The following is a 23986-nucleotide window of genomic DNA, read 5'->3' on the forward strand; positions in this document are numbered from 1 at the left end:
AAGACAATGGCTGCAGGCAGATGGTTTGTTTTTTTTTACAATTTGTATCAGCTTTTGATCGACCAGCTTTCATCCAATCAGCTCTTGCTTGTACTTTTTAATGCCCAAGCCACCAATAGGGGTTGAAAAAATAAACGGGCGAGCCGCTTTCCATCCGTATCCAATCCAAAGCCATCCCGATGGTCTTTATATTGGGCAATATTTCCGGGAAACACGGCTGCAAAAAATGCTGCTGCAATTTTTCCAACGTTCGATCGCTGTTTGGCAGGTGCTAAAATCAATGTAGCACCAAGAGCAATTTCCGCAAAACCCGAATATACAACCGTATCATCTTTGGAGATCGGAACCCAGTCTGGCACCTGAGCCTGAAATTCCTTACGGGCAAAGGTCAGATGTCCAATACCGGCAACAACCAAAAAAGCACCTAATCCAACCCGTGCAATCTTCTGCATATGTGATTTATCCATAGCTTTTTTATTCAAAGTACATCATTCGACGTAAAATTGTTTGACCTATTGCAACGCATCGATGTCATAGCCTATGATGGGAAAGAACAGCAACGTATTACAAGTTTACTCAACGGGGCTGTCGTTATGCCCAAGCGTGTTGATTTGATGTGCTATCCTACCGATGATTTTTGGGTGCGGAAAGGAATGGGGATCGAAGGAATAACAAAAAGCGGCCGATCTCCTCAGAGCAAGGCCGCTTTTTCAGATAGACAAATGGTACGTCACTGCATCCTGGCTCTTTCCTGTAGTGCAGATCGGTATCACTAACGGAACAACTGCCGGCACTCAAACGTTTTCGAAGAAATATAAGAACAGCTGCCTTTCTCAAATCCAAAACCTGAGCATGTTTCCCTATATTTATACCCATGCTCCTAGAGCTACTGTTATGTCAATTTCTTAATACTCGATTAAACGGGTTGAAAAACTTACAAACAGGCAGTTTGAGATCAGGAGCCGGAGCTCGCAAAAAGTAGTCTCAACATCAAAAGTTTAGCGCTTCTCGGGAGTTCCTCAAAGGTGAAATGGACACAAGGAAGAGATACGCTACAGCTGTCTTTACCCACTGTCAAGAACCCAAAAATCCCGAATTACGTGTATAAGATCGAATCGAATTAGACCAACGCCTATTTCACAAATCGTCTTACTCCCTTTAACAAAAAGCTCCTTGATCATTGATTGATCAGTGAGCTTTTACAATCAACACACTATTCTTACCATGATGCTATCCGTCGGACGGTATTGTAAAAAACTATTGCTTCAGCTGCAACGAATCGTAAGCCAAAGCGATCGGATATAAATCCACAGAAAAGACTAGTCTTAAAATGTACATCTTTGCTTTAACGACAAAAGACAAAGTACACACATGAAAAAATATATTATCGTATTCAGTCTATCCTTACTTACGTTAAGCGTCTCGGCGCAGAAGAAAAAGAAAAAACAGGGCCCGCCACCCGTGGTGAACTTCCTTATTCACGACAATAGGCACCATACCGATATCTTTAGAAAACTGAATAATTTCTTTCTTGATATTTTCATCCGTTTTAGGATGTGCCATGATTTCAGCTGTATTGCGCAACCATATTTGATTGGCAAAATGTAGATTCAAAAACTGTTGTGGCCTACCCGTACTATCTGCAAATTGACTCGGCAATAAGGTAGAAGAATTACTTGCAAAAATCGTTTTGTCAGCAGCCAATTGCGCTGCCTGTTTGTAAAAATCCTTTTTTATTTGGATTTCTTCTGGAATAGCTTCAATAAGCAAATCGGCATCTTTAAGCGCTTCCTCCAGATTACTCGTATAGCTCAAATGCTCCTTTGCCGCTGCTATTTGCGCATCGGTAGCTTGAATATCGATACGATAATTTTTTGCTAAATCATCAAATTTTGATTTTGCTCTATTTACAATCTCCGCATTGATGTCATAAACGGTAACATCAAAACCGTGAAAAGCAGTCTGAAAAGCGATTTGATAACCCAAAACACCACTACCCGCTACGGTGATTTTTTTATTGAATTCATTTGTACGACAATTAAAGTTTATAAAAATTAGGGTCAAAGGCTTCTTGCAAATTCGTTGGCTCTCTTCTTTTTTTATGATTAAGATCGTGCCTTGCCGTGGAAGAAGTGACGTATGCCGATTGCCTTGCTCTTTGCAAATTGCCTATAGGCGCATTTTCTTCCAACGTGCGGAATGGTGTAAAAGATAAATTTTCCATCACATCAAAATTGCCATCTACAGGAACCTGTTGTTTCGGAATTCTAATTTTTGCAACCGTTTGAAAAGGCGATAATTCCTGCGACCATTCTTCGGTCAGATCATTAATCGGCATCTTTTTTAGGTCTTTGCACAACTGAATTTGCAATTCAAAAGTCAAATCGTTTTTCGCAATTTCTTTGATAATCCCCTTGCGGTAAGGCCAATCGGCACTATCTATATCAATATCTTTTTCGGTAATAAGATTTTGAGTTTCGACAGTAGGTGCAATTCGAATTTTCGCCATATAATCGCCATGACGAACAGCACCCATACTGTAAAATTCATACAAAAAACTGTTTATAGAAGGGATTTTTTCAAATGTTTTTAAAGCGCCCAATTCCTTTAATGCTTCAAAATTTGGGAAAGCTTTTTTGTTTTCAGTCACCCATAAAGTGGCAAATTCCAACTTACCCAAAGCACCTCTTTCAAAGAAATCGTTTAGCTGTAAAAATAACTTCGAAATAAACACATAATGTGCTGCCGTGTTGCAGAAAAACACTGGATTATTAATCAAATTATAATCAACATTAGGTGAATCTTCCTCACCCGGAGCTAATTTTTTACCTTTAATACCAAAAATTTTCAACGCAAAACCCTGTGCATTTCCGCTTAATTTATCGGGCAACACACGAGATGATCCGTTCGAAAACCGCACGACAGCTTCGTATTTTCCAGCTTGCTTATAAATGCCTTGAGCCAGTTCTTCGGGTAGATTGGTTAAAATTTCAACCTCTGCTTTTAGTGCGGCATAGCCATTGGCATGCGCATCACGCGTATGGTGTGCTATTTTACTAATCTCAGGCGTATTTCTGATATAATCTTGAATATCTTTATTAATCTTAGCTATATATTTGTCAAAATTCGCAGGAATTTCTTCTAAATCATAGCTGTATTTTACATTTTCGCTCATGCTTACATTTTTAGCTGTTACAATTCACTGATCCATTTTAGAGCGGAAATACTCGGAATAAAACAATATTCACCACCTTTTACTAAGTTGAACGTTTGCAAACCACGGTATCTTTTCACCAATGGATCGGCAGGCATCGTAAACAATCCCTCTTTATCCTGAACGCCAATCATTGGGTCTTTTTCGGTTCCCAAATTCTGAGAATTCCCATCATTTGCCCATTGTTTTTGCAAAAATTCAAGCGTTCCCATCGCATCAGCACTGATACCCATGAAATATTGACCCCGCTCTTTGCCATCATCCTTGGTAACTTCTGGTGGAACAATGTCCCCAAAAGTCACACTACGTCGAATAATGCGGTGCAGACGCTCATCTTCCAACACAAATGATTTGGAATCTCTAGGATTCATTCTTCGGATATGCGAACTGAAAGGACATTTTTTACCATCTTCATCCCCTTTGAAAGAGAAATGATTGTTCTTGTTCATATCCTCACCAAGCTCTTTATCGTCTTTATCCGCCGACAAAACCAGCGGAGCACCACTTCGCCAACGTCCCACCATTTTCGCAGCCAAAAGTTCGCCCTCTTCGGCAGAATTGGTATTTTCTTGAATGTATTTATTGAAATCGGCAACTTGACTTTGGTATTTTCTAAAAATCATAAACGAGCTGTTCTTGCCCAAAACATCGGGTTGCGGATACGGTTTCGTAATGTCGCCTTCGCCAGGGTAGCCCAACACAAATTCGCCAGCTTTCAAGGGTCTATCAAAACCTGGAGGAACATCAATACCGCTGCCTTCAATTTCGGGATTGCTGATGCCATCGCGGAATCCAAAGACATTTTTCACTTCTTCGGTCGCCCCAAAATCGTGACTAATTAAAACCTGAACGCCAGAACTATCGTGTAATTTGGATTTAAACTCTTCAAATTTTGCCTTCCAATCGGTTTTGTTATTGGCAATAATAGCTGCCGCAATATGGATGTTGGCATTTTTGAAATCCCTCTCCCAATTTTTAGGATCATTAACCCCGATATCATTTAAAAAACCAGCCCTTTTAGCCATTCCTTCCTTGAAAGATTCAGGAAAAGAATCCAAAGAATCTTTGGGAAGGCCAATTTTCTCCAATCCTTTATAGGTGAAGGTAATAGAAACCGAAGAGCCGTCATTTTGATCCCAATTTTCTGCTGAATTCACCAAAGGAATTAGGTTTTTCAACGTCTGTTTTGCGTTAGTCGCATCTTTAATCTCCAAAAGAGCCACTGTACCGTAATAAGGAATTGGTCTGCTTCGGAGTACCAAAGCCTGAATTTCTTCTAATGCTATATTGACTTTATCCCTATTGAAAATTCTTTTTAAGAAATCTATTGCCATAATGAATCTATTTAGTAGGGTTATTTTTCAATTTTGTTCGCGTCGTCAATAGCTTTATTTAGACCAGTGATGATTTTGTCGTTTCTGCGAATATCATTCACCGTTAAGTGCGGAACCCCCACATACCAACCTGTAGCCGTGATTTGTTTGCTTAAAATAAAATCTTTAATCGTAGGATCTTTGATACCCGGCCAGCCTTCGATATTCCCAAAAATAATGTCCATCAACTGTGGAATTTTTGTAGCGAAGTCGTTGATATAAGCATCCCAATCGCCGTCATAAGCGGTACAGAAAAGAATTTTTTTATCATCATCGAACAATACAATTCTCAAATCGTGAAGCGTACCTACTTTGGTTGCTCCTTTCAGGTTTCCGTTGGCAATTTCCATGATTTTACGCAGGTTGTCTGCACCTCCTGGTTTCAAATCTGCCATAGCGGTAAGCTCTGAAACACGACCCGAACGCAATCCTTTTCTACCTGCCGAAGTGGTAGAATGATCGTAACCATCTTCAATTCCTTCGGATAAATTTGCTTTAATAAGCTCTGCTGTAAGTTTTAAATTATCAAATAGTGACATAATATGAGTGTTTTTAATTTATAAATTCATTCTTGCTGATTGATTTGAAATGACACGAATAGATTTCTCATTTCAGCTTAGGATGCTTTTAAATTCTATACATTAACAATAAGAAAACACATATATAATGTAGTTGATCTTGTTTTTGTACATATCTAATTTCATATATTATAGACCTTAGTAGCATTAAAACAACGTAGTTAAGAAATTGTTTTTTGTGATTAAAATATATCTACATATGTGACTTAATACAAAGCGCTTTGTCCTTTTATTTTGTAGTCATGTAGTCACGTGTTTTTTAAAACTTTTCAATTACAATGAAAAATCGGAGAAAATACTCAACAAACAGAATTCACCTCATTAGCTCCTCTTATTGCATACTCAAGGTTTAGTTGACTATCATGCCTAAAATAAGGCTCAATATAAAATAAAAGGACACAAATGATATATTCAATGATTAATAATAAAAACCCAAACGATACAATTCGCACACCTCTTTTCATATTTTGTTAAGCTAGTCTACTATAAATTACTTTCATACTTGTTCCTCTCTCAGAAATCATACTCACATTAAATGATCCAGAATTAAAGAATGAAGTGTTTTTTTTGGCCTTTTTTTTACTGAAGCAAATATATAACTTTATTTACTTGGAAATAAAAATTGTAACCATTACTGAAGATCTAGCTCAATTCACCAACAAATAATTATATTCTCCATAGTTGATAATATAATATACCAGTTGGCGATCCTAACCGCTTCAGCAGATTGGACGATTGATATGGCAAAATTAGCGATAAGCACATGAAAAACTTCGACAGAAACGGAAACGAGTACAAAATGAAACCCCAATTAGGAACCTATGTTCCTTTGGTTGCTATATTTTCTATTATGACCCTAGTTGGGTTCATCAAAATGCCGGAATCCTCTTTCAAATGGTGGATGCTGGGTGTTGTCGTAATCTTGATGATTTCCCTGCTTAGAGCCTATTTTATCATTGACATGGACAGAAGGGAAATGCGTGTTCGCAAGGGACTTTTGGGCAAAGAGGTGACTGTTCCGCTGGAAAGCCTACAGGGATTTACAATCCATAAACTCAAACAGTACGGCCTCATCACCGTGAGTGTATCGCTTCACGCCCGTTATCTAAATGAAGAGGGTAAAGAAAAGAAGGTGCAGCTCGCACAGCATTATTTTACAAAACCGATACAGCGAATATGTAATGAGATCGACGAAATCATCGCTGAAGAGAATAATCGGTGATCCGCTTATCCATAATCCTTAAGCCTGTTGAAACCCCACTCTTTCGATTATGCCCGATTTAAGAATCCTAAAACGACAATTTCTACATGCACTGAAACGCGGAACAGGTGAAGCATATCTGATCGTAAAAGAGCATCCGGAAATTGACTTTTCAAATCAAATTATACAAGGTGCATTAAACATTTTCGCCTATGACGGGCAATGTGAAGGCGACCGGGCAACTTATATTTTTGAGATTATTTCTATTTCAACACAAAAAGACAAAATCCGTAGAGCCGTTTTGCAGGGCTTGGCAAAAGAACAGGATGACACCTGGAATCTGACACATTTGTTTGCCCTGGCAAAACTTTACGCGCAGCAAAATGACACCGAGGCAAAACAAGCTATTTATGACCGGTTTTTAAACAATCCGATCGTCGGCGCTGATTGGGTCGGCGCTCATGAAATACTAGAACTTGATGGACTAAACGGCTTATTTTACGTAGCCGAGAAATTTGGAAAACACATTGAACAACACCCTGACGATTGGCAAGACGATGGCATAATTCAGCATTTTCAAGCAAAAAACCAAAGCATACAGGTTGCTGAAGAACTTAAAAAGAAAGCCCAAACCAATAAGTTCATTCGCTTTTACCTTGACAACATACAGCGAACAGAAATAAACCAGAAAACACAGCGGACAAAACCCCAAAAATACAAAGACATCATTGATGAAGTGTTAAATAGTAAACCCTGTATTTCTTTTGCAAGAATGAGAAAGCTAACAGAAGAAGAGATAAACACCATTGCAAAGCATCTTTTGAAAGAAACGGACCAGGGAAATATTGAACGCCTTTTGGATATTTTTGACTTTCACAAATTTCCTTATGATAGCCAATTCATTTTAGACTTTGCTAAACAAAAGGGAACAGGCAAAAACAGCATAGCTGAAAATGCCCTTAATGCACTAAAACATCTAAAAAGCAAAGCCATTAGAGACTTTGCTCTGGAGAAAATACAAACAGCCAAAAATCCGATTGACTATTTAGAATTGCTGATTTCTAATTACAGAAGTGGCGACTCGAAGCTACTGACCGAAATCGCCGAAAAGGCAAAAAATGAACACGAAATTGAGCGATTGGCAGGGATATACACAGCTATTTTCAAAAAAAACAACACCAAATCCTGTAAAAATCCCCTTGAAATCCTGTATAGCAAAATGAATTGTGCGCTTCACAGAAAAGATATCATAGAAGTCCTGCTGCATAACAACGTTCTCTCCGACACGATAGAAAAAGAACTTCACTATGACTGCAACCTGGAAACAAGGATGATAGCTCTTCAAGCTGGGTTGCAGCATCCTAGTGACCGTAATTTCTGATTAAATTCTCCAGCACCTTATTGTTCAAAGCCGTGAAATACCTAAATATTATTATCTTTTATTTCAAAAACAATTCATTTGGCTCAACAAGGCTATAAATCCCGATATAATCATCAAACTGCAAAAATTTATTATTGATAAAGCAATAGTAACTTATAGACATCAGCTGTGATTTAGCATATCCATCTTTAAGTCTCCAACTACTATTTTCCTTGATGAAGTATTCAAGTAGAAAATCTTCTAAACTATGACTTTTATAGTAATTAGCTACTTTTGAATCCAATAAAAAGCAATCAGCGCCACTTAAAATACGCGTATCATCTACCTCTATTTTTTGGTTCAAAGCTAAATCCAAAAATTTTTCATAAGACCATCTTTTCGGATTTTCACGATGAATTTCCCACAGAGCGGGTTCGTTTAGCACAGTGACCTTGTCGTTTTTGCATCGAACAAAAAAGTCAAAATCAAATCTTGAGGGCGTTGTTCTGTCATCATAAGCCATTTCATAAATTATCCTTGAATCAATGCGCTTTGTATTCTTATTTCTGGCACAAGAGCATAAAAATAGGAGAGCTATAAGTTTATATTTTAACATATTTAGTCAGACCATTCCCGATCAGTAGCAGCTATTTTCCTATCGCTAGTTTACTATTATCTGATTAATTTCTTGTTGTTCTTCAACAATCTCCGGATCAATCTGGATAACAGTGTCAATAGTGTAACTGCAATAAACTACTTTATTATCATCTGCAAAAATCCAATTAAAAAAAATTAACGCTTCGCCGCTATTTTCCGATGACGAGATATAATAAAGATAATATAAATCAAATGACTTGGATAATTAAATTTTGTCCACCCTCGGTTGGAAACAAATGATTATACTTCATAGCGGTTAATTTACAAAATTCTCTACACTTCCGATCATCAGATTCAAGGAGCCTTTTTCTACTGAGTTGTCGCATTAAGGTCGTTAGAACTCCTTCCTTATCTCCTCCGCAAACTTATTACCCTTTTCGGAATAAACAGCATGGAAAATGCAATGATGACCGTATTTGGACTTAGGAAAATGAAAAAGTCAACAGTTAAAAAAGCCACATCTCCCGACGTGGCCTTCACTTAAATAAACATAAACATATGAACCATCACCTAATCTAGCGGTTCCAACTAACTCTTATTTCACATTCACATTAAATGTAAACGTCGCCTGCACGGTTTTCGCTCCTTCGTACGTATACACCAGTGCCTGCTTAATGGTATATTTCTTTCCAGCTGCCAGAGCTCCCGGATATTGTCCGATCGAGAACGTTATCGTACTTGCGTTAAATTCCGAAAACAAGCCCGCACTAGCGCCCCAGTTGGTGACGGCCCCGGCAGGCGTAAACCAATGCCCGTAACCCGTGGCCGTATTGTTGGGATTTAAACTTCCATTCGGCTCCACGGCATAGAACTTAATTTTTCCACTGCTCATCAAACCCGCCAGGTCTGCCGAAGGTATGGCCAAGGCCTCCCCTAGCTGCGCTGCATTGACGCTTACTTGCGTACCCGAATACCCTGTAGCATCTGCCGGGAAGCTCAAGTCATAATTCAATGCGATATCTTTCGGCTGACTGCTCACCTCATTGTATCCCGTAGCCGTTGTACCCTGTATTTTGATTTCGTAAGGCCATTGCTTATCGTTGCTGTCGTCATCATCCCAGGCATGTGGCTGGTAAACAGATGGGGCACCTGTGACGACAAACCAGAGGTTGCTACAATTGGCCGGAACAGTAAACGCGACCGTATTCTCCGTGCCCTCCGTCCTGTCACCATATACCCGCGTGCCATCTTTCAATAATGCCACATAGCCATAGCGCCATCCGGCACGGCTGGCATCCACCGGGTTGAATCCAGCAGCATTCGGCAGTCCCTTAAAAGCTACCGAAACCTGGGTTCCCGCAGCCGGAACTTCCAGCGGAATCACATTGTACCCCGTAGTGCCCGGACAACGATCATAGGCAACGCGAAGACTACCGTTGGATTGACGCGTAAATTTGGTCGTCAGCTTACCGATATAATTCTTCCCATACTCCCGGATGCTGTTCAGGTCCCAGGTCACAAAGTGGGTCGCCGCATCATAGATCTCATTGTTGAACTGCTTCACATCGATACCCGTTATACGCATATAAGCCTGCACCGGATCTTCGGGTTTTAAAGCTTCGCGCCAGATGCGGCCAATCATATCGATCCCATGTTTGCTGGTCCAATACCAATGGATGAAATAGCTGGCATAACGATATTTCTCGTGATGAATATGACGATGATAATTTTCGGTATAGACGGGAAAATCGGCTCCCGAAAATGCCTGTGCGGGATAGGTTTGGTAGGCCTGCCATTGCGCGGTCTGCTCCCAGAACCCATTGCCGCTGGTTCCGCCGTAGCCGTAACGAAATCCATGTCCGCCTTTCAAATCGGCAAATACCTGATATTGAAAACTGTGCCCGATCTCGTGGGCAATTACAGACCCCACCGGTTTACAGGTCGCCGGATTAATCCACAGTGCCCCTATTGTATCGTCGTAACCGCCGCCATACGCCATCCATTCTGTCGTATAGTGCACAAAAATCATCATTTTGTATTTATCCAGATTGGATCGGTTCACTTTGCGTTCTGCAAACTTCAGCGTGCCGACGTTCAATGCGTAGAACTGTTCGGCCTTGGCCAAAAGATCATCAATATCCACCCGATATTCTTCAGGTACGGTGTTCGCATTGGGATCGTTCTTCCCGTAGCTTGCCCCCCAGAACACAATAAAATGCTCCGACTGACGGCTCCGCGAATAGGACCATTTGCTCCCTTTATCGTTATAATCCATGCCTTCAAATTCCTTTGGCTTATAAATCTTCAAAGAATCTGTTCCCACAGTAACGGGCGGCGTGGTGACCTCTTCCTCGACAGGAAGCGCTACTTCTTTTTTGCTGCATCCCTGCGAAAGGAAAACAAGTGCTGAAATCAGCGTCAGCAGGACTTTATGCAATACGATACTTTTCATCATTTGAGCGTTTAATAGGTAGAGATCAACTATGTGTAATGGTCAAAAAACGGAAGCGAACGGTATAGGTACCACTTCGGTAGAATTTAATGGTCGATACGGGGTTAAGATTACGTCCCAGCGTAGTCGCCGTACCAACAATACGATAATAAGAAATAGGATCGCCCGACCAAAATTCTGTGCCTACATAAGTACCGTTCATGATGGGATACACCAGACCCGAAACATCTGGATAGCGATACACCAAGCCCGTATCGGTAACTTCCTCCGGATAGTAAGGCGACCAATTTTTGAATGTCGGCCGGTCCCCACGTTTGATGACCTCGCCTTTTTTAGGATTGAAGGGTTTGCCGTTTTTATCTTCCCATTGATATACAATTTTGTTTTCTCCTTCCGCCTGATGCTCTACGACGATCTCATAGTCTGTATACGGTAGAAAATTGGATTCGGCCCCGTAGTCTGAACTCGTGCACGACTTAAATAAAATATCTTCCTTCTTAGCACCGATGACATTAAAGTCCAGTATATTCTTAAATTTTTTCTGTCCGGCGACATTGCTCACCTCCACATCGATCGTGTATTGTCCCGGGGTCACAAATTGCGTCGCCTGTGTAAAACCCACGCGACCACCGGTCGCATTGAGCATCATCGGTGGATATTTAGCCTTGCCGATCTTGGCATTCAACAGTTCCAGGGTGGTATCCCGCCAGGTGATCTCAGCGAGGTAGGTGGATATCTCATGTTCTTTTGAAAATTCTGTTGAGAGCTCGCCGGTTTCCTTGTTCCTTACCGCAAGCAGATTTACGGTCAGCGGGGTTGTGCTTCCATTGGCAACAATGGCATCCGTGTACACCACTGCCCCCTGATTGACTTGCAGATTCTCCACATTATAGCGTATATTTTCACTTAAATAACCTATTTGATCACTCTTGCAGGAATCCAATAGCCCGAGGGATAAACCTGCTAAGCCGATTATAAAACTTCGTTTTTTCATCTGTTTTATTTTTTCATGTGTGACGAAACCATCCGGTTGATTCAGCACTGCCGCGGAATCCATCCAGCTAGTTTCATAATTTATTTGATCTTAATGTTGAATACAAAAACAGCATTCAAATCACCCTTTGTTTTCGACTTGTACACGAGGGATTGTCGTACCGTATAGGTACTACCCACCGTTGTTTGCCCTGGATATTGCAGTATATTAAAGGTCATCGTTGAGGTTGCCAGCTCAGATACAATGCGTGCATCGGCACCCCACGAACAGGTCTGCCCTTTGGCATCGAACCAGTGTCCTGGTGCGTTCGCGGTACTGTTTGCATTTAAGTTACCATCAGGCTGCACGGCATAATAGGTGATGTCCTTGCCTACCAATGCGGATATTGCCCCACTCTCTACGCCATAAAAGCGTGCTAAACGCGGAAGCAAAACGTCTACTGTGGTGCCAGTATAACCGGCGGCATCGTATTTAATGCTCAGGTCGTAGGTAAAAGTCAGTGTAGCACCAGTTTCTACAATTTTAGGCCCCGTGAGGATCCGCGGCACAAAATCGCCGATAAACGTATGTGTATTGGCCAATACATTCAGCGTTGTTCCTGAAGCCATTTTTATCCCGGTTGTCTGACAATATACTCGCATATCCGCCTGATCATCTTCTTTGACCGTCACAATACCGTCTGGACTGATCTGATCGGCCTCGCCACGCACTTTCACGTAGTACAGGTAATAAACGGGCTGTGAGGACCAGGCTGCTTTGGGCTGCTTTTGCTTATGATAGAAAAATCCACCCACATTGGCCGCATTGCTGATCGTCGTATACGCTGTGCTGGCCGTTTCCAAATTGTAAGGGGCATCGTTGTAGATGTATGCCCTGACCGAATCTACAGGGATTTCGTTGAGAAACTGGTCAAAAGAATACTGTGCATTTTCGTCCACATACTTTACAGAGTCTGCCTTCTGTTTATAATAACGGTTGACCGAATAATCCGAAGGCGCCCAAAAGGTTTTCGCCTTGTTGATTTCGTCTTTGAGTTTAAAATGGTCAATCACCAGCAGCAGGGTATCAAACATCCCATTGGGATGAGCCGCCAGATAGTCGTAAGTAGACAGATTGACTTCGGCTGTATGGAGGCCGTCATCCGTCAGATAAGCTGCTTTCTTGCAACCGATCACGGTCAGTCCAAAAGCCAGCAGCAACGCAAATCGATATAAGGTTTTCATTTTTTTCAGGTTTAGTGGTTTACATATTGACAGTTCCCCAGTATGGTGTCTGATTCAGCAACGGATTGGTAGACAACAACGATGGATCAAATGGCCAAAGGTATTTCTTCGCATTAAATTGCGCCTGGGTCATTTTGCCTTCCGGAAATTTATAGACATTGAAGTGTTTATACAACCGCACGAGATCGTAATAGCGATGACCTTCTAGAAACAGTTCGCGCGCTCTTTCACTAAAGATGGCCTCAATAAGCGGTTCCTCGTTTGTGTAGGCAGGCAGTCCAGCTTGCGTGCGGATTTCATTTAAGATGGTTTCTGCGGAGCTATTTTTACCCGTTGCGGCCAATCCCTCTGCCATAAGCAGCTTAATGTCGGAATAGCGAAAGATGATGATGTTATTTTTAAATATCGCATTGGCATTTGACGCATTACTCGAAAACTTAACATTCGCATATTTTGTGCACAGCGCATAGTTACTGTTATAAGCAATATCAAACACACTTTTAAATCGTTTATCGTTGCTGTCTTTAAAGAGCGTTTTAATATAATCCTGACTGATTCTTAAAATTGGATCTGTTAAAGACCGAAAATAAGGCCCGGCTAGCGAAAAGTATCCTATTCCCGAGCTTGTGCCTTCGTTTTCACTATTTTGGGAGATTTCAAAAATACCTTCATTGGATTTTCCCTGATAAATACTACGGTAGTTCAAACTATCCCTTCCCACAAAAGAATACTCGCCGCTTTCCAATACCGATTTAGCGGCCTCGATGCAGTCCGCATATTCACCGCGCCATGCACTCAGATGCGCCTGCAGGGCAAGCGCTGCCCCGGTATTTGCACGCAGGGCAAAATCATCTTGGTCGATATTGCTCCATTTCAGTAAAGTCAAAGCTTTAGTTAAATCGGCCTGGCTCTGATCCAGCACATCACTTTCTTTACTTGCTGGGAGATTTACAGCATCGATGGGCACCACAGACTCTGTGATAATCGGCACTGTTCCCCATACCCTCGCCATATAGAAATAGGCAAATGCACGCACAAAGTAAGCTTCGCCGATATAGTAATCCCTGGTCGATACATTGTCAAAGGCATTTTCATCCATCTTAGGGAGCTTTTGGATCACGCGGTTGGCCTGATCAATCGCCTGATAAAAGACATCATAGCGCCGCAGCTGATACGCGGGCCGCCAAGTTTCCGAAGCTGCTACAGCTGTGTTGAGCTGCATATTGACAATTGGATTAAAGTCTGTATTGGTCGAAGAAGTAATCTCGTCCGTTAGCAAATCGCCATAAGCATAGTAAGCCATACCGCTGGCTTGATTGAGGGCCTTGCGCAGCAGTGCATACATGGCGTTGGTTGCGCTATTGGCATCTTCCTGCGTTTTCCAGAAGTTCTCGTCGGTTGCCGAACTGACAGGCTCAATGTCCAGAAACTTGGAGCAGCCTGAAGCGAGATACATGAAAGCACTCAGCATTAAAAACAATATTTTTCTTTTCATCTCTAAATAATTTTAAGCCACCGTTATGCGATGGGACTGACATGATTAAAAGGTAACATCCAAGCCTATTGTCCATTTCTTCGGGATCGGATATCCATTACCCGTTGAATAACCATTGGCTTCCACTGCTTCAGGGTCCGGCACGGAAGACCAGGACTTGACAGCCACATTATCCACCACCCCATAAATGCGGAGCATTTTCAACTTAAGTTTCTTAATCATGGCCTGCGGGAATGTGTAGCTCAGCTGAATATTTTTCAGGCGTACAAAACTGGCATTTTCGACAAACGTACTGTTGGCGATGTGCCAGTTGTCTACCGTATTGCGAAACAAAGTCGGGTATTTGGTCTGATCGCCGTCTTTCATCCAAAAGTCGCTGGGCTTAAAATCCCCTGCAATAGCCGAATTGGTACCCCAGGTATTATACAAGGTAGATGAACCGGCATCCTGTAATTTATCCGACAGGTAACCGTTCCACAAGGAGCGTCCAAATACAAAACTCACGAGTGTGGATAAGCTAAAATTCTTGTAGGAGAACTGATTGATAAAACCGCCTACGAGGTCAGGATTTGGATTACCCATATCAATTTTATCGTTGTAATCGATCACATAATCCCCATTGACATCCCTTCGGCGCGGATCGCCAGCCTGATATAAATTCCCCCTAAAATGCGTGAGTCTTTTTCCTGTCAAAGGATCAACAGGTACGTCTGCATCGGTTGCATATACCCCATCCACATCCCATACTTTGAATGGAAAAATAGGTTGGCCTACATTCAGTGCACGCTGCATCCATACATCCCCCACCTGTATTTCCTTTCCACCGTCAGGCAGGCTGGTGACATAATTTTTATTGTAAGCGATATTGAAATTGGTCGTCCACTGGAATGCCGACGAAGGAGCCATATTTCGGGAGATAATCGTCATTTCCACACCACTGTTTCTCACGCTGATAAAATTATTGGAGACGGTGCTATATCCTGAAGTAGCGGGCATCGTCAGATCGTAAACCAATTCTTTGGAGTCGCGCACATAAAAATCGGCAGTTACCGTAACTCGGTCGTGCAGCAGGTTCATATCGAATCCGGCATTAAACTGCGGTGAACGCTCCCATCGGATCGTCGGTGATGTTGCCGCCGCCGCATAATTAGGAGATACTGTCGGTTTACCGTTATACGAGAGTACCGAACCGGCAATACCATTTTCCAGCACCGATCCTGCATAAGATGCATCAAAAGTCAGTCCTGTATAGCGTGCGTAGTACGAACCCGGATCGCGCCCCGTAATACCATAGCTACCCCTTATTTTGAAAAAGGATATGGCATTTTTGGCTCCCTGGAAAAAAGGCTCTTCCGAAAGTACCCAGCCGGCAGATATGGACGGGAAAATACCCCAGCGGTTATCCTTGCTGTAACGCGACGAGGCATCCATCCGGTAACTTGCAGAAAGCAGGTATTTGTCCTTATAATCATAGCCAAAACGACCGAATACCGATACGCGTGAGCGCTCGCTAATGGAAGTCGTCGCATAGAGATCCGGCCCGGAAGGGATACCGGTTACGGTTTTCACATAAGTTCCATTATCGTTATAGCCGGACATTAAATTATTATTGGAGGTATTGCGTTCGATACCGGTTCCCAAAACGGCACTAAAATTATGGGTGTTCTGAATGCTCTTGATGTAGTTAAAATAGGTTTCCCATTCCCAGCGCTTATTTTGGTTCGTCCAGTTCTGTGCAAAGTTTCTGTAGCCTGTAAGCAATACGGGACGAAAGAGATCGCGGGTATTGTTATTGACATTAAACGAGAACTGCGAGCGCAGGGTCAGGCCGTTGATCAGAAACTTTTTGAGTGTTCCGGCGAAATTTCCATTTAAGCTGAAGGAGTTATCGCGGTCCATCATGCCATCGTAGCGCCCGGTATAGATCTGCTCATCTACGTCTGTAATCTGATAGAAAGAAGAAGGAAATCCCCAAGTACTAAATGGATATTTCGTATCGTCACCCGAACCATGTTTTGCTTTAGTAAATCCTGCGAACAAGTTGGTTTCAAATTGGAAATTGTCCGTCGGGTTGGCCTGTAACATCAGGCGCGGCGTTAGGTTTTCATTTTCAAAGCCCATCATTACGCCTTGCTCATAATAGCGTTGTGCCGAGAAACGGTATAAAAATTTCTCCATGGTGGCACCGATACTCACATTGACATTGTTGATGTTGGCCGACTGCAGAAAAAGACCCTGCCAATCGGTATTGTTGTTAAAGGCCGGATTTAAACTATCTGTCAGCATGGGGCTAATGGACCCATTATTGAACCAGTCATACGATCCACCCTGATAGAGCAGATTCATTTTCAGCCTGCGCTCTGCGGCTCCTACGGTGATGGGCTTCATGGCCGGACGGCTGGAAACCCCATTGTATGCCGAGATCCGTATTTCGGGTTTACCCTGCGCCGGACGTTTGGTTTTGATGATAATGACCCCATTGGCAGCACGGGCGCCATAAATGGCCGATGCCGAAGCGTCTTTCAGGATATCAACCGATTCGATATCGTTGGGATTAATGGCCTGCAACGGACTTGCATTACCGTAAGCCGACCGGATATCACTCACGTCGTAAATAATATTATCGATCACGTACAAGGGCGCCTGCAGTTGGTTGTCTGCTAGACCCAGGTTGCTCGTCCCGCGGATGTTGACAATGTTATTGGTACCGGGTTCACCCGATGTGCTCAACACGGTCAGACCGGCCACGCGTCCCTGCAGCATGGCATCGAAGGTTGCATAGGGCGTATTTTCAAAATCCTTCCCTTTTACGGTAGCAATAGCTCCTGTCGTCTTCCGGCGCTGTACATCCTGATAGCCCATTACGACCACCTCATCCAGCCCCGTTCCATCTTCCTTCATCGTTATCTGAACTGTATTTTCGCCGGCACGCAGCTGTTTCTCCTGCCGTACAAAACCGACGTAACTAAAAATCAGGGTTGGATTTGCCGATTTAAGCGGTAGGCTGAATTTTCCATCCGCATCCGTTTTGGTGGCATTGCGGATGCCTTTCTCTAAAATACTCAGATCAGACAAAGGTGTGCCTTTTTCGTCTTTAACGATCCCCGTGACCGTTCTCTGTTGTTGCGCATACAGCTGTTGACAGACCAACAGCAGCAACATAAAAATACCCGTTAAGCATTTTTTTGGAAGGTTTTCATGCATAGTCATAATTTCGTTAAGCAGGTGTTCATCTTAACATACCGTCGACCACACATCTACCCCTGGGATAAACGCGGTTCCTTTCTAAAAAAGGCGGCTACAGTATATTAAAAAATTGATTAGTTGTTCTTTCTGTAACAAAATTAGTGCTTCGAAACAGCGGTTTTCGGTCAGATCTTACCCACTCGTTCTAACATTTTAACAAAAGAAAAAGAGGCCTATTGCTGAGGTGTAGGGTTGCGGCATAGTGCATAAAAAAGCAATTCCGTCTAACCATAGCAGAAGTATTTTTCCTGTTATGATTAGACGGAATTGAATCAGCGCCGAAATCGCGCAGGAAATTGAGCGACCTTTGGCCAGATGAGATCAAATAGCCTAAAGCGACTAAAAAGTCCATTAATCGTATAGGTAATTCCGGTAGTTGCGGACGTATATCTTAGGAGATACTCCTAATATATTTCGGAAAACACGGTTAAAATTAGTGATGCTATTAAAGCCAGCATCATAGGCTATTAAAGATATTGAATCGTGCCTTCCTAAACCCAGTAATTTACAGGCTTCGCGGATACGCAGTTCATTCAAATAGGCGATGAATGTCTTTCCCGTACAGTTTTTAAAATAGCGGCAGAAGGCGTGCGGTGTCAGATTTGCTTTTTCAGCGATTTCATCCAAACTGATATTCTCTTTAAAATGCTCTTCCAAAAATTTACATAGCTTTTCAATACGGAAAGGTTTGGAGATTTCCCTTTTGGGCAATTGTACACCCGAAAGGGGCTCCAGTTCAGTAAATACTTTGCTGAGTGATTTTAACAAATAAAAAAAATTGACAAGCTGGTCCAGAAAGTCGGACTTTTGCAGTATTTCAATATAATAGCGCACCTGCCCCTGAAGTTTCGGCGGAACCTTAAACCCCCGCTGGCATTTATGCACAAAATCAAGCAGGTTTCGAAGTTCGGGCATGGTAGCCATGGTAGACAGTGCTCCTTTCGCGCTAAAAAATAAGGAGACAGACCGCACACTTTCACCTGCAATGAAACTTTTAAACACATGGGCCTGGTTTGTCCCCAATAGAAAAATGTCACCGGGTTGAAATTCATGCACATTATCGTCAAGGAGGAGCTGGCCAATGCCTTCTTTAATCCAGATTAATTGATATTCCTCATGACGATGCATATGCGGATAGAATTTATCCAGCACGTCTTCTTGAATATAGATCGATTTATCCTGAGGAGCAGGAACTTTGAACTGAACTGGCTTCATAACAATTTAGATTTAAATAAATGTCAATATGACACTAAATATACCATAGCCAATTTAGTATTACAATGCTTAACTAAAAGAGGTTAAAATAAGGTGATATTAGGTTATAATTTGCACATACGTAAATTAAAACCTCATAGATATTATTTTTTTTACGTCATTATGAACTTCGCAAACCAAAAATCCCCAATATCGATTTTAAAATTTCCACCCCGAACGGGTATAAAAAATATATAAAACACATAATTTATACCCGATGTAGTATAATTCAAAAATATTCACTATATTTATATCAGAAAGGGTATAATTATGGATTCACTACGAATGTTTGTAAAAAAGAAACGGAAAGAATTGAAGCTAACACAGGAAGACTTAGCTGCTAATGCTGGTGTCGGCTTACGGTTTGTACGCGATCTCGAGCAAGGAAAAAAAACATTACGTTTAGACAAAGTAAACGACATATTGGCGTTATTTGGCAAAGAAGTTGGTGTAATTGATCAAATTAGAGAGTGATGGCACGCGAAGCAAAAATATATTTTCATGATGATTTAGCTGGATATCTCCTTGAGACTGATCATGGTTATTCATTTAGTTATGACGAGAACTATCTAAAAAAAACTGATCCATTCAAATTTTTCAAGCTAAATTAAAACAGATCGAACTATAGAAAAGAATTTAGTGATCATGAATAAACTCCTATTTACCATCCTCTTTATTGCGGCTTCTACTTTTGGTGTTTCACAAACCTTGACTAAGGAAGCCACTGCTTGCTGCTATCCAGCCCCCAGCTCTTCAGCCAGCGTTTGTAAACCTTGATTAGCTTCTTCAAATCGTTTGAGCTCGACCGCATAAGATTCCGTAACCGTTTCGAGCAAGGCACTTCCCGCGATAAAGTCAACATAGGCCATCACCGTATCACCACCCCACATCCAGTCAAAAATCAGGGCATAACCCTCCGAAACAAAGCCTTCCAGTTGTTTTAAAAGAGCCAGCATCGGCAATATTTCAAGATAGTTTTCACTGAAGTTCAGTACGGCGAATGTCCAGTGTTGCTTTTCCTCATCGTAGTACTCCTTCGCACCATAAAATTGATCCTTGAGCAGATTATCGAAGACTTCACGAATGCGCGCCTGCGAATAACTTGGAATAATTTCCAAAGTTGTTTTGCTGTACATCTGCCGGCTCTCCCACCATTGCGACCAATTATCATCTTTGTTCGGGGAAATCGGTTTAGAAGAAAAATACTCGTTTAATCTCGATTTTTCTATTTTAATACTTATGTAAAGGCTATCCAGTTCCATACGATTGTTCTAAGATATTCTTAACTTTTTTAAACGTTACCAGCTCGACAGTTTGATCTTACCATCGCTATCAAAATTCGAATTGTCCGTCACTCTTTTGAGGTTCAGCTGCTTCAATGATAGGCCTTCTTTCAGGGGCAAATCGGCAGCTTTCATCCTAAATAAGGGATAAGATAGTGGCTTCTCATTCCATTCGAGCACAAAATGATAGCCATCTACGATCTTTTGCTGGTCATCCGTCTTGATGATCAAGATATTGTGGAAGGTTTGCTCCGGCTTGGCCGAATCGCTATCTGGTGAGGTACCCCTTGCTTTATAGGTAGCGATAAACTTGTAATAATGGTACTTGCCATTTATGGGATTGAATACCAATTCACGGCTGTTGTTTTCCTTGATCAATGCCGAAAAAGACTGCTCAAAATCATCCAGCAATTTATAATTAAAATCGGTATTGATCTTATTGGCGACCAATACATAAGTCTTCTCATCTTTAACGGCACTATTTCCCTTCGCTTGGTTTTGTGCAGCGGCCGAATAGCAAGTAAACCAACTTAACAATAGGACTATTAAATATCTCATCCTACTAATTTATTAAAATTCAAAGAATAATACCTTAGTTGGCCAACAATCATTTCATTTTTCGATTTCTAGCTGACACAATCGGAAAACTTTTACGCTACTCCAATAAATTTTCCAATCGCGTATCATGTATTGGTCAATTGGGAGACATTATCCGCGCAAATGCCTAATCATATGTGATCAAAATGCAGCTTTTAAAGTCTAGGGGGAACTATTAACTTATATTTATTAAATTTGTAGCATTACGCATATTATTTCCGTTTGCAATAGTATAGTATCAAAATAAATTATGAAAAGACCTATTTTAACGAAATGCGCAGTTTTATTGATTTTCCTGTAAGACTTCTTACTGATCTATTTTACATTATTATGCTGAACATATTTGAAAAAGTAAATAAAGGGCAATGGTTGCTCTTTATCCTACCATTCTTTCTATTTGGGTGCGAAAAAGATGAGCGCGATGGCACAACCTGTGCGCAGAATTGTATTGTACTATCGGGAGTTGTTGTGGATACTCCTGCGAACAAATTATTATCTGATGTAGAAGTAGGAATTTCTTTCCAATATTACAGTTCGTTCCTTAAACCATCTATAAGTTTGGGGAAAACAAAGACAGATACCAAAGGCAAATATAGTTTTCGATTTGATGCCAGCAAATACCTATCCGAAGATGGCTTTTTTATAGTTAGCGTCAAAAAGAATGGTTATTATCTTAATGCATATCATCCAGATTCCTATCAAAGCGTAGCTTCTTATGACTTGGACGAGCTCAAGTATGACACGCCAACTGATGAACGAATAATGCTGTTTAAAAGGGGCGAAATGGAGTTGCATCTCAAAAATGTCAAAAAACTCGATTTGAAAATGCTTTCGGTTAGCTATGGTCCGGATAAATCCAATACGGGTTTTTCTATCGCTCCTGTTCCTCGTGATTTGGATACCATCGTTAGGGTAACCATTCCTGCCGATATGGAATCTGTATTAAAATGGCAAGGCTATAATGGACCGAACCCCTTACAATTCGACAAGGCCGCCACTGTTAATTCTGAAAAAGGAAGCTTTACACGTTATCAGTTAGATTTCTAGTGAGAATTAGCGCCAATTAAAAAGAGAAAACAATTATAAAATCTATAACCCGATATTCATATGCTCAAAAAATTACTTTCCGGGATATCTTTTTCCCTATTAACTTTATCAGGAACCGCACTTTACGCGCAGCAAAACAATAGTGGCAGTTATGAGATCGAACTTTCTTTTACTCCTCTAGCAGAGAGTACTATTGGACCGCGGCAGAGCCTTATGGGAGCCGGTAGCGACGACAGTAAGAATTATATAGCCGGATTGCTCCGTGTAGGCTATCACTATAATGAAACATGGTCTTTTGGTGTGGGTCTGGGTTATTCCCATCAGAACATTACGACAACATCGGCAATAGTCGATCCATCGGTGGAGCGGATGCAATACTCCTCAGACCTTTCTATTTGGGAAATCCCTTTAGACGCCAGGGTAAAATTTTTGAAATATCTCTACGCAAATGCAGGGCCTATGTTACACTTCCAGCAGAACGCAAATAGTTATGTAGACAAGCAGCATGGCATAGGTTTCCATATTGGACTAGGCGCAAAGGTTCCATTATCACAACAGTTTGCTGTCTTGCTGTCGCCACACTACAAAATGTACTCACCCATCCCTTTCCAATCGGGAAGAAATTATGATCGCGTGCAGGCTTTGGGAATTGCGGTTGGATTAAATTATAGGTTTGCCAAGGATTAATATAAATCACAGATTAAACAGCCTCTTCTGCCATTTTCTCTACTGAAGAAAATTTATATCTTTATAAACAGGAAAACCTAAAATTATACTATTATTTACCGCAGGTTGCATTTAAATGATCATGAATAAAATACTATTTACAATCCTCTTTGTTTTGGTTTCTACTTTCGGCTTTGCACAGACCTTGACTAAAGCCGACTTTCTTGAAGACCTCGATTTTTTAAAAAGAACATTGCCTGCCAAACATACCAACCTATTTGCCAAAACCACAAAAGCTACCTTTGAGAAGCTCGTAGATGACATTGCCAGCAAAGCTGATTCGTTGAATTATGAGACCTTCACCGTAGCGCTCTTCAAGCTTATGGTAAGTATAAAAGATGAGCATACATTTGTTGAAGCAAAATTCAATCGGATACTTCCCATTCAGTTGGATATGTTTAACGATGAAGTCTACATAACAGCTATAGATCCAGCTTTTGCATCGTTATTGGGGAAAAAATTAGTAGCAATCAATAATCACAGTTTCAAACAGATTAATGCTTTGTTTAAGGAGGCTATCCTAAGTGAAAACCGTTCGTATTTCAATGATCATCTTCTCCATTTCATCAACAATCCGGCTTTTTTAAAAGGTCTTGGCATCATCGATTCAGACAAAGAAGCTGCATTCACATTTGTTGACCGGAACAATAAAATCAGTAAGATAAAATTGACGTCATCGAAAGGCAATGACCTAAAAAAATTAAACCTAACAGCTGGTACAGTCAATCTACTATCAAAAAAGAAAGCAGGAAACTATTGGTACGATTATGACGCTGCTCATAAAATCCTTTATTTTAATTATACGACATGCCGGGAAGATCCGGCTAAGTCTTTCGATCAATTCAATCAGGAGTTGTTCACGTTGATCAATACCGAACATCCCAATAAAATTGTGCTGGATCTAAGGTATAACAACGGTGGGAATTCCGGTATTTTAACACCATTTATTGACCAAATCAAAAACAGCTACCTGAATAAAAAAGACAGCTTTTTTGTATTGATAGGCAAGAATACCTTCTCTTCTGCTGTGATGAATGCCGTTGAACTGAAGAAAAATTCTAATGCAACCTTTATTGGTGAAGAAACCAGTGGTTCAATCAATCATTACGGAGAAGTCAGGGGATTCAGTTTACCAAAATCAGGCATCGTGATTGCCTACTCCACGAAATACTGGGAAGTATGGAAAGGAAAAAAAGGACCTTTAAAACCGGATATCGATATTAAGTATACGATCGAGAATTATATGAAAGGAAAAGATGAGGCGTTGATGAGCATTTGGCCCCAAGGGAATAGTACAAAATAGTTTCAGGACTATATTCGCCCCTGCCTAGTTTCTTGACTTTAAG

21 protein-coding genes are annotated in these 23986 nt (G+C 41.2%); 7 read left to right on the forward strand and 14 right to left on the reverse strand.

Annotated elements, in window-relative coordinates; genetic code table 11:
• Positions 1–77: 77 nt before the first annotated feature.
• Positions 78–467 (reverse strand): DoxX family protein, encoded by a 390-nt coding sequence (locus B3E92_RS07885; RefSeq protein ID WP_286896066.1) that lies wholly within the window; start codon positions 465–467, stop codon positions 78–80.
• 48 nt (positions 468–515) lie between these two features.
• On the opposite strand from B3E92_RS07885, the gene B3E92_RS07890 reads away from it, so the two are divergent.
• The gene (locus tag B3E92_RS07890; RefSeq protein WP_286896068.1) at positions 516–776 is read left to right on the forward strand and encodes a hypothetical protein; all 261 of its coding nucleotides are present in this window, start codon (positions 516–518) and stop codon (positions 774–776) included.
• A 637-nt stretch (positions 777–1413) separates the two neighbouring features.
• On the opposite strand, the gene B3E92_RS07895 is transcribed toward B3E92_RS07890, so the two are convergent.
• Genes B3E92_RS07895 through B3E92_RS07910 form a run of 4 tightly spaced genes read right to left on the reverse strand, consistent with a single transcriptional unit; the run spans position 1414 to position 5126 of the window.
• Positions 1414–2064, reverse strand: a complete 651-nt coding sequence (locus B3E92_RS07895; RefSeq protein WP_201303490.1) for a 3-hydroxyacyl-CoA dehydrogenase NAD-binding domain-containing protein — start codon at positions 2062–2064, stop codon at positions 1414–1416.
• A complete protein-coding gene (locus B3E92_RS07900) occupies positions 2039–3175 on the reverse strand; it encodes a catalase family protein (RefSeq protein ID WP_112373457.1) in 1137 nt (378 codons plus the stop codon). Before B3E92_RS07900 ends, B3E92_RS07895 begins: the two co-directional genes overlap by 26 nt.
• Before the next feature lie 17 nt (positions 3176–3192).
• Complete coding sequence (locus B3E92_RS07905; RefSeq protein WP_070567533.1) at positions 3193–4548, reverse strand: Dyp-type peroxidase; 1356 nt, start codon at positions 4546–4548, stop codon at positions 3193–3195.
• Positions 4549–4568: 20 nt separating this feature from the next.
• The gene (locus B3E92_RS07910; RefSeq protein ID WP_070567536.1) at positions 4569–5126 is read right to left on the reverse strand and encodes a hypothetical protein; all 558 of its coding nucleotides are present in this window, start codon (positions 5124–5126) and stop codon (positions 4569–4571) included.
• Between the two features lie 802 nt (positions 5127–5928).
• Between B3E92_RS07910 and B3E92_RS07915 the strand changes: the two genes are divergently transcribed.
• On the forward strand, positions 5929–6387 hold the full coding sequence (locus B3E92_RS07915; protein ID WP_286896069.1) for a hypothetical protein: 459 nt from the start codon (positions 5929–5931) through the stop codon (positions 6385–6387).
• 49 nt (positions 6388–6436) lie between these two features.
• Complete coding sequence (locus B3E92_RS07920) at positions 6437–7747, forward strand: hypothetical protein (protein ID WP_286896071.1); 1311 nt, start codon at positions 6437–6439, stop codon at positions 7745–7747.
• 58 nt (positions 7748–7805) lie between these two features.
• Here the strand turns inward: B3E92_RS07920 and B3E92_RS07925 are convergent, their stop codons facing one another.
• From B3E92_RS07925 to B3E92_RS07955, 7 genes are all read right to left on the reverse strand, one after another.
• A complete protein-coding gene (locus B3E92_RS07925) occupies positions 7806–8342 on the reverse strand; it encodes a hypothetical protein (protein ID WP_286896072.1) in 537 nt (178 codons plus the stop codon).
• Between the two features lie 576 nt (positions 8343–8918).
• Positions 8919–10778, reverse strand: a complete 1860-nt coding sequence (locus B3E92_RS07930) for a DUF4859 domain-containing protein (RefSeq protein ID WP_286896074.1) — start codon at positions 10776–10778, stop codon at positions 8919–8921.
• Positions 10779–10800: 22 nt separating this feature from the next.
• Positions 10801–11769 carry a hypothetical protein gene (locus B3E92_RS07935; RefSeq protein WP_286896076.1) on the reverse strand — a complete coding sequence of 323 codons (969 nt, stop codon included), beginning with the start codon at positions 11767–11769 and terminating at the stop codon, positions 10801–10803.
• A gap of 80 nt (positions 11770–11849) precedes the next feature.
• Complete coding sequence (locus B3E92_RS07940) at positions 11850–12992, reverse strand: DUF4859 domain-containing protein (protein ID WP_115047493.1); 1143 nt, start codon at positions 12990–12992, stop codon at positions 11850–11852.
• A 19-nt stretch (positions 12993–13011) separates the two neighbouring features.
• Positions 13012–14487, reverse strand: coding sequence for a RagB/SusD family nutrient uptake outer membrane protein (locus tag B3E92_RS07945; protein ID WP_286896078.1), 1476 nt, complete (start codon positions 14485–14487; stop codon positions 13012–13014).
• A 45-nt stretch (positions 14488–14532) separates the two neighbouring features.
• Positions 14533–17697, reverse strand: coding sequence for a SusC/RagA family TonB-linked outer membrane protein (locus B3E92_RS07950; RefSeq protein WP_286896080.1), 3165 nt, complete (start codon positions 17695–17697; stop codon positions 14533–14535).
• A gap of 387 nt (positions 17698–18084) precedes the next feature.
• Positions 18085–18948 carry an AraC family transcriptional regulator gene (locus B3E92_RS07955; RefSeq protein ID WP_286896081.1) on the reverse strand — a complete coding sequence of 288 codons (864 nt, stop codon included), beginning with the start codon at positions 18946–18948 and terminating at the stop codon, positions 18085–18087.
• A gap of 309 nt (positions 18949–19257) precedes the next feature.
• Here B3E92_RS07955 and B3E92_RS07960 point away from each other — a divergent pair, with 309 nt between their 5' ends.
• The gene (locus tag B3E92_RS07960; protein WP_286896082.1) at positions 19258–19461 is read left to right on the forward strand and encodes a helix-turn-helix transcriptional regulator; all 204 of its coding nucleotides are present in this window, start codon (positions 19258–19260) and stop codon (positions 19459–19461) included.
• A 260-nt stretch (positions 19462–19721) separates the two neighbouring features.
• Here the strand turns inward: B3E92_RS07960 and B3E92_RS07965 are convergent, their stop codons facing one another.
• Together B3E92_RS07965 and B3E92_RS07970 are read right to left on the reverse strand one after the other, a co-directional pair.
• Positions 19722–20249, reverse strand: a complete 528-nt coding sequence (locus B3E92_RS07965) for a hypothetical protein (RefSeq protein WP_286896085.1) — start codon at positions 20247–20249, stop codon at positions 19722–19724.
• A gap of 36 nt (positions 20250–20285) precedes the next feature.
• A complete protein-coding gene (locus B3E92_RS07970) occupies positions 20286–20828 on the reverse strand; it encodes a hypothetical protein (protein WP_286896087.1) in 543 nt (180 codons plus the stop codon).
• 369 nt (positions 20829–21197) lie between these two features.
• On the opposite strand from B3E92_RS07970, the gene B3E92_RS07975 reads away from it, so the two are divergent.
• The 3 genes from B3E92_RS07975 (at position 21198) to B3E92_RS07985 (ending at position 23943) form a co-directional block, all read left to right on the forward strand.
• Positions 21198–21914, forward strand: coding sequence for a hypothetical protein (locus tag B3E92_RS07975; RefSeq protein WP_286896089.1), 717 nt, complete (start codon positions 21198–21200; stop codon positions 21912–21914).
• 60 nt (positions 21915–21974) lie between these two features.
• The gene (locus B3E92_RS07980) at positions 21975–22601 is read left to right on the forward strand and encodes an outer membrane beta-barrel protein (protein WP_286896090.1); all 627 of its coding nucleotides are present in this window, start codon (positions 21975–21977) and stop codon (positions 22599–22601) included.
• 121 nt (positions 22602–22722) lie between these two features.
• Positions 22723–23943 carry a S41 family peptidase gene (locus B3E92_RS07985; protein ID WP_286896092.1) on the forward strand — a complete coding sequence of 407 codons (1221 nt, stop codon included), beginning with the start codon at positions 22723–22725 and terminating at the stop codon, positions 23941–23943.
• Positions 23944–23986 lie beyond the last annotated feature (43 nt).

It is taken from the genome of Sphingobacterium sp. UBA6317 (assembly GCF_002440385.1).
GTDB classification, from domain to species: domain Bacteria; phylum Bacteroidota; class Bacteroidia; order Sphingobacteriales; family Sphingobacteriaceae; genus Sphingobacterium; species Sphingobacterium multivorum.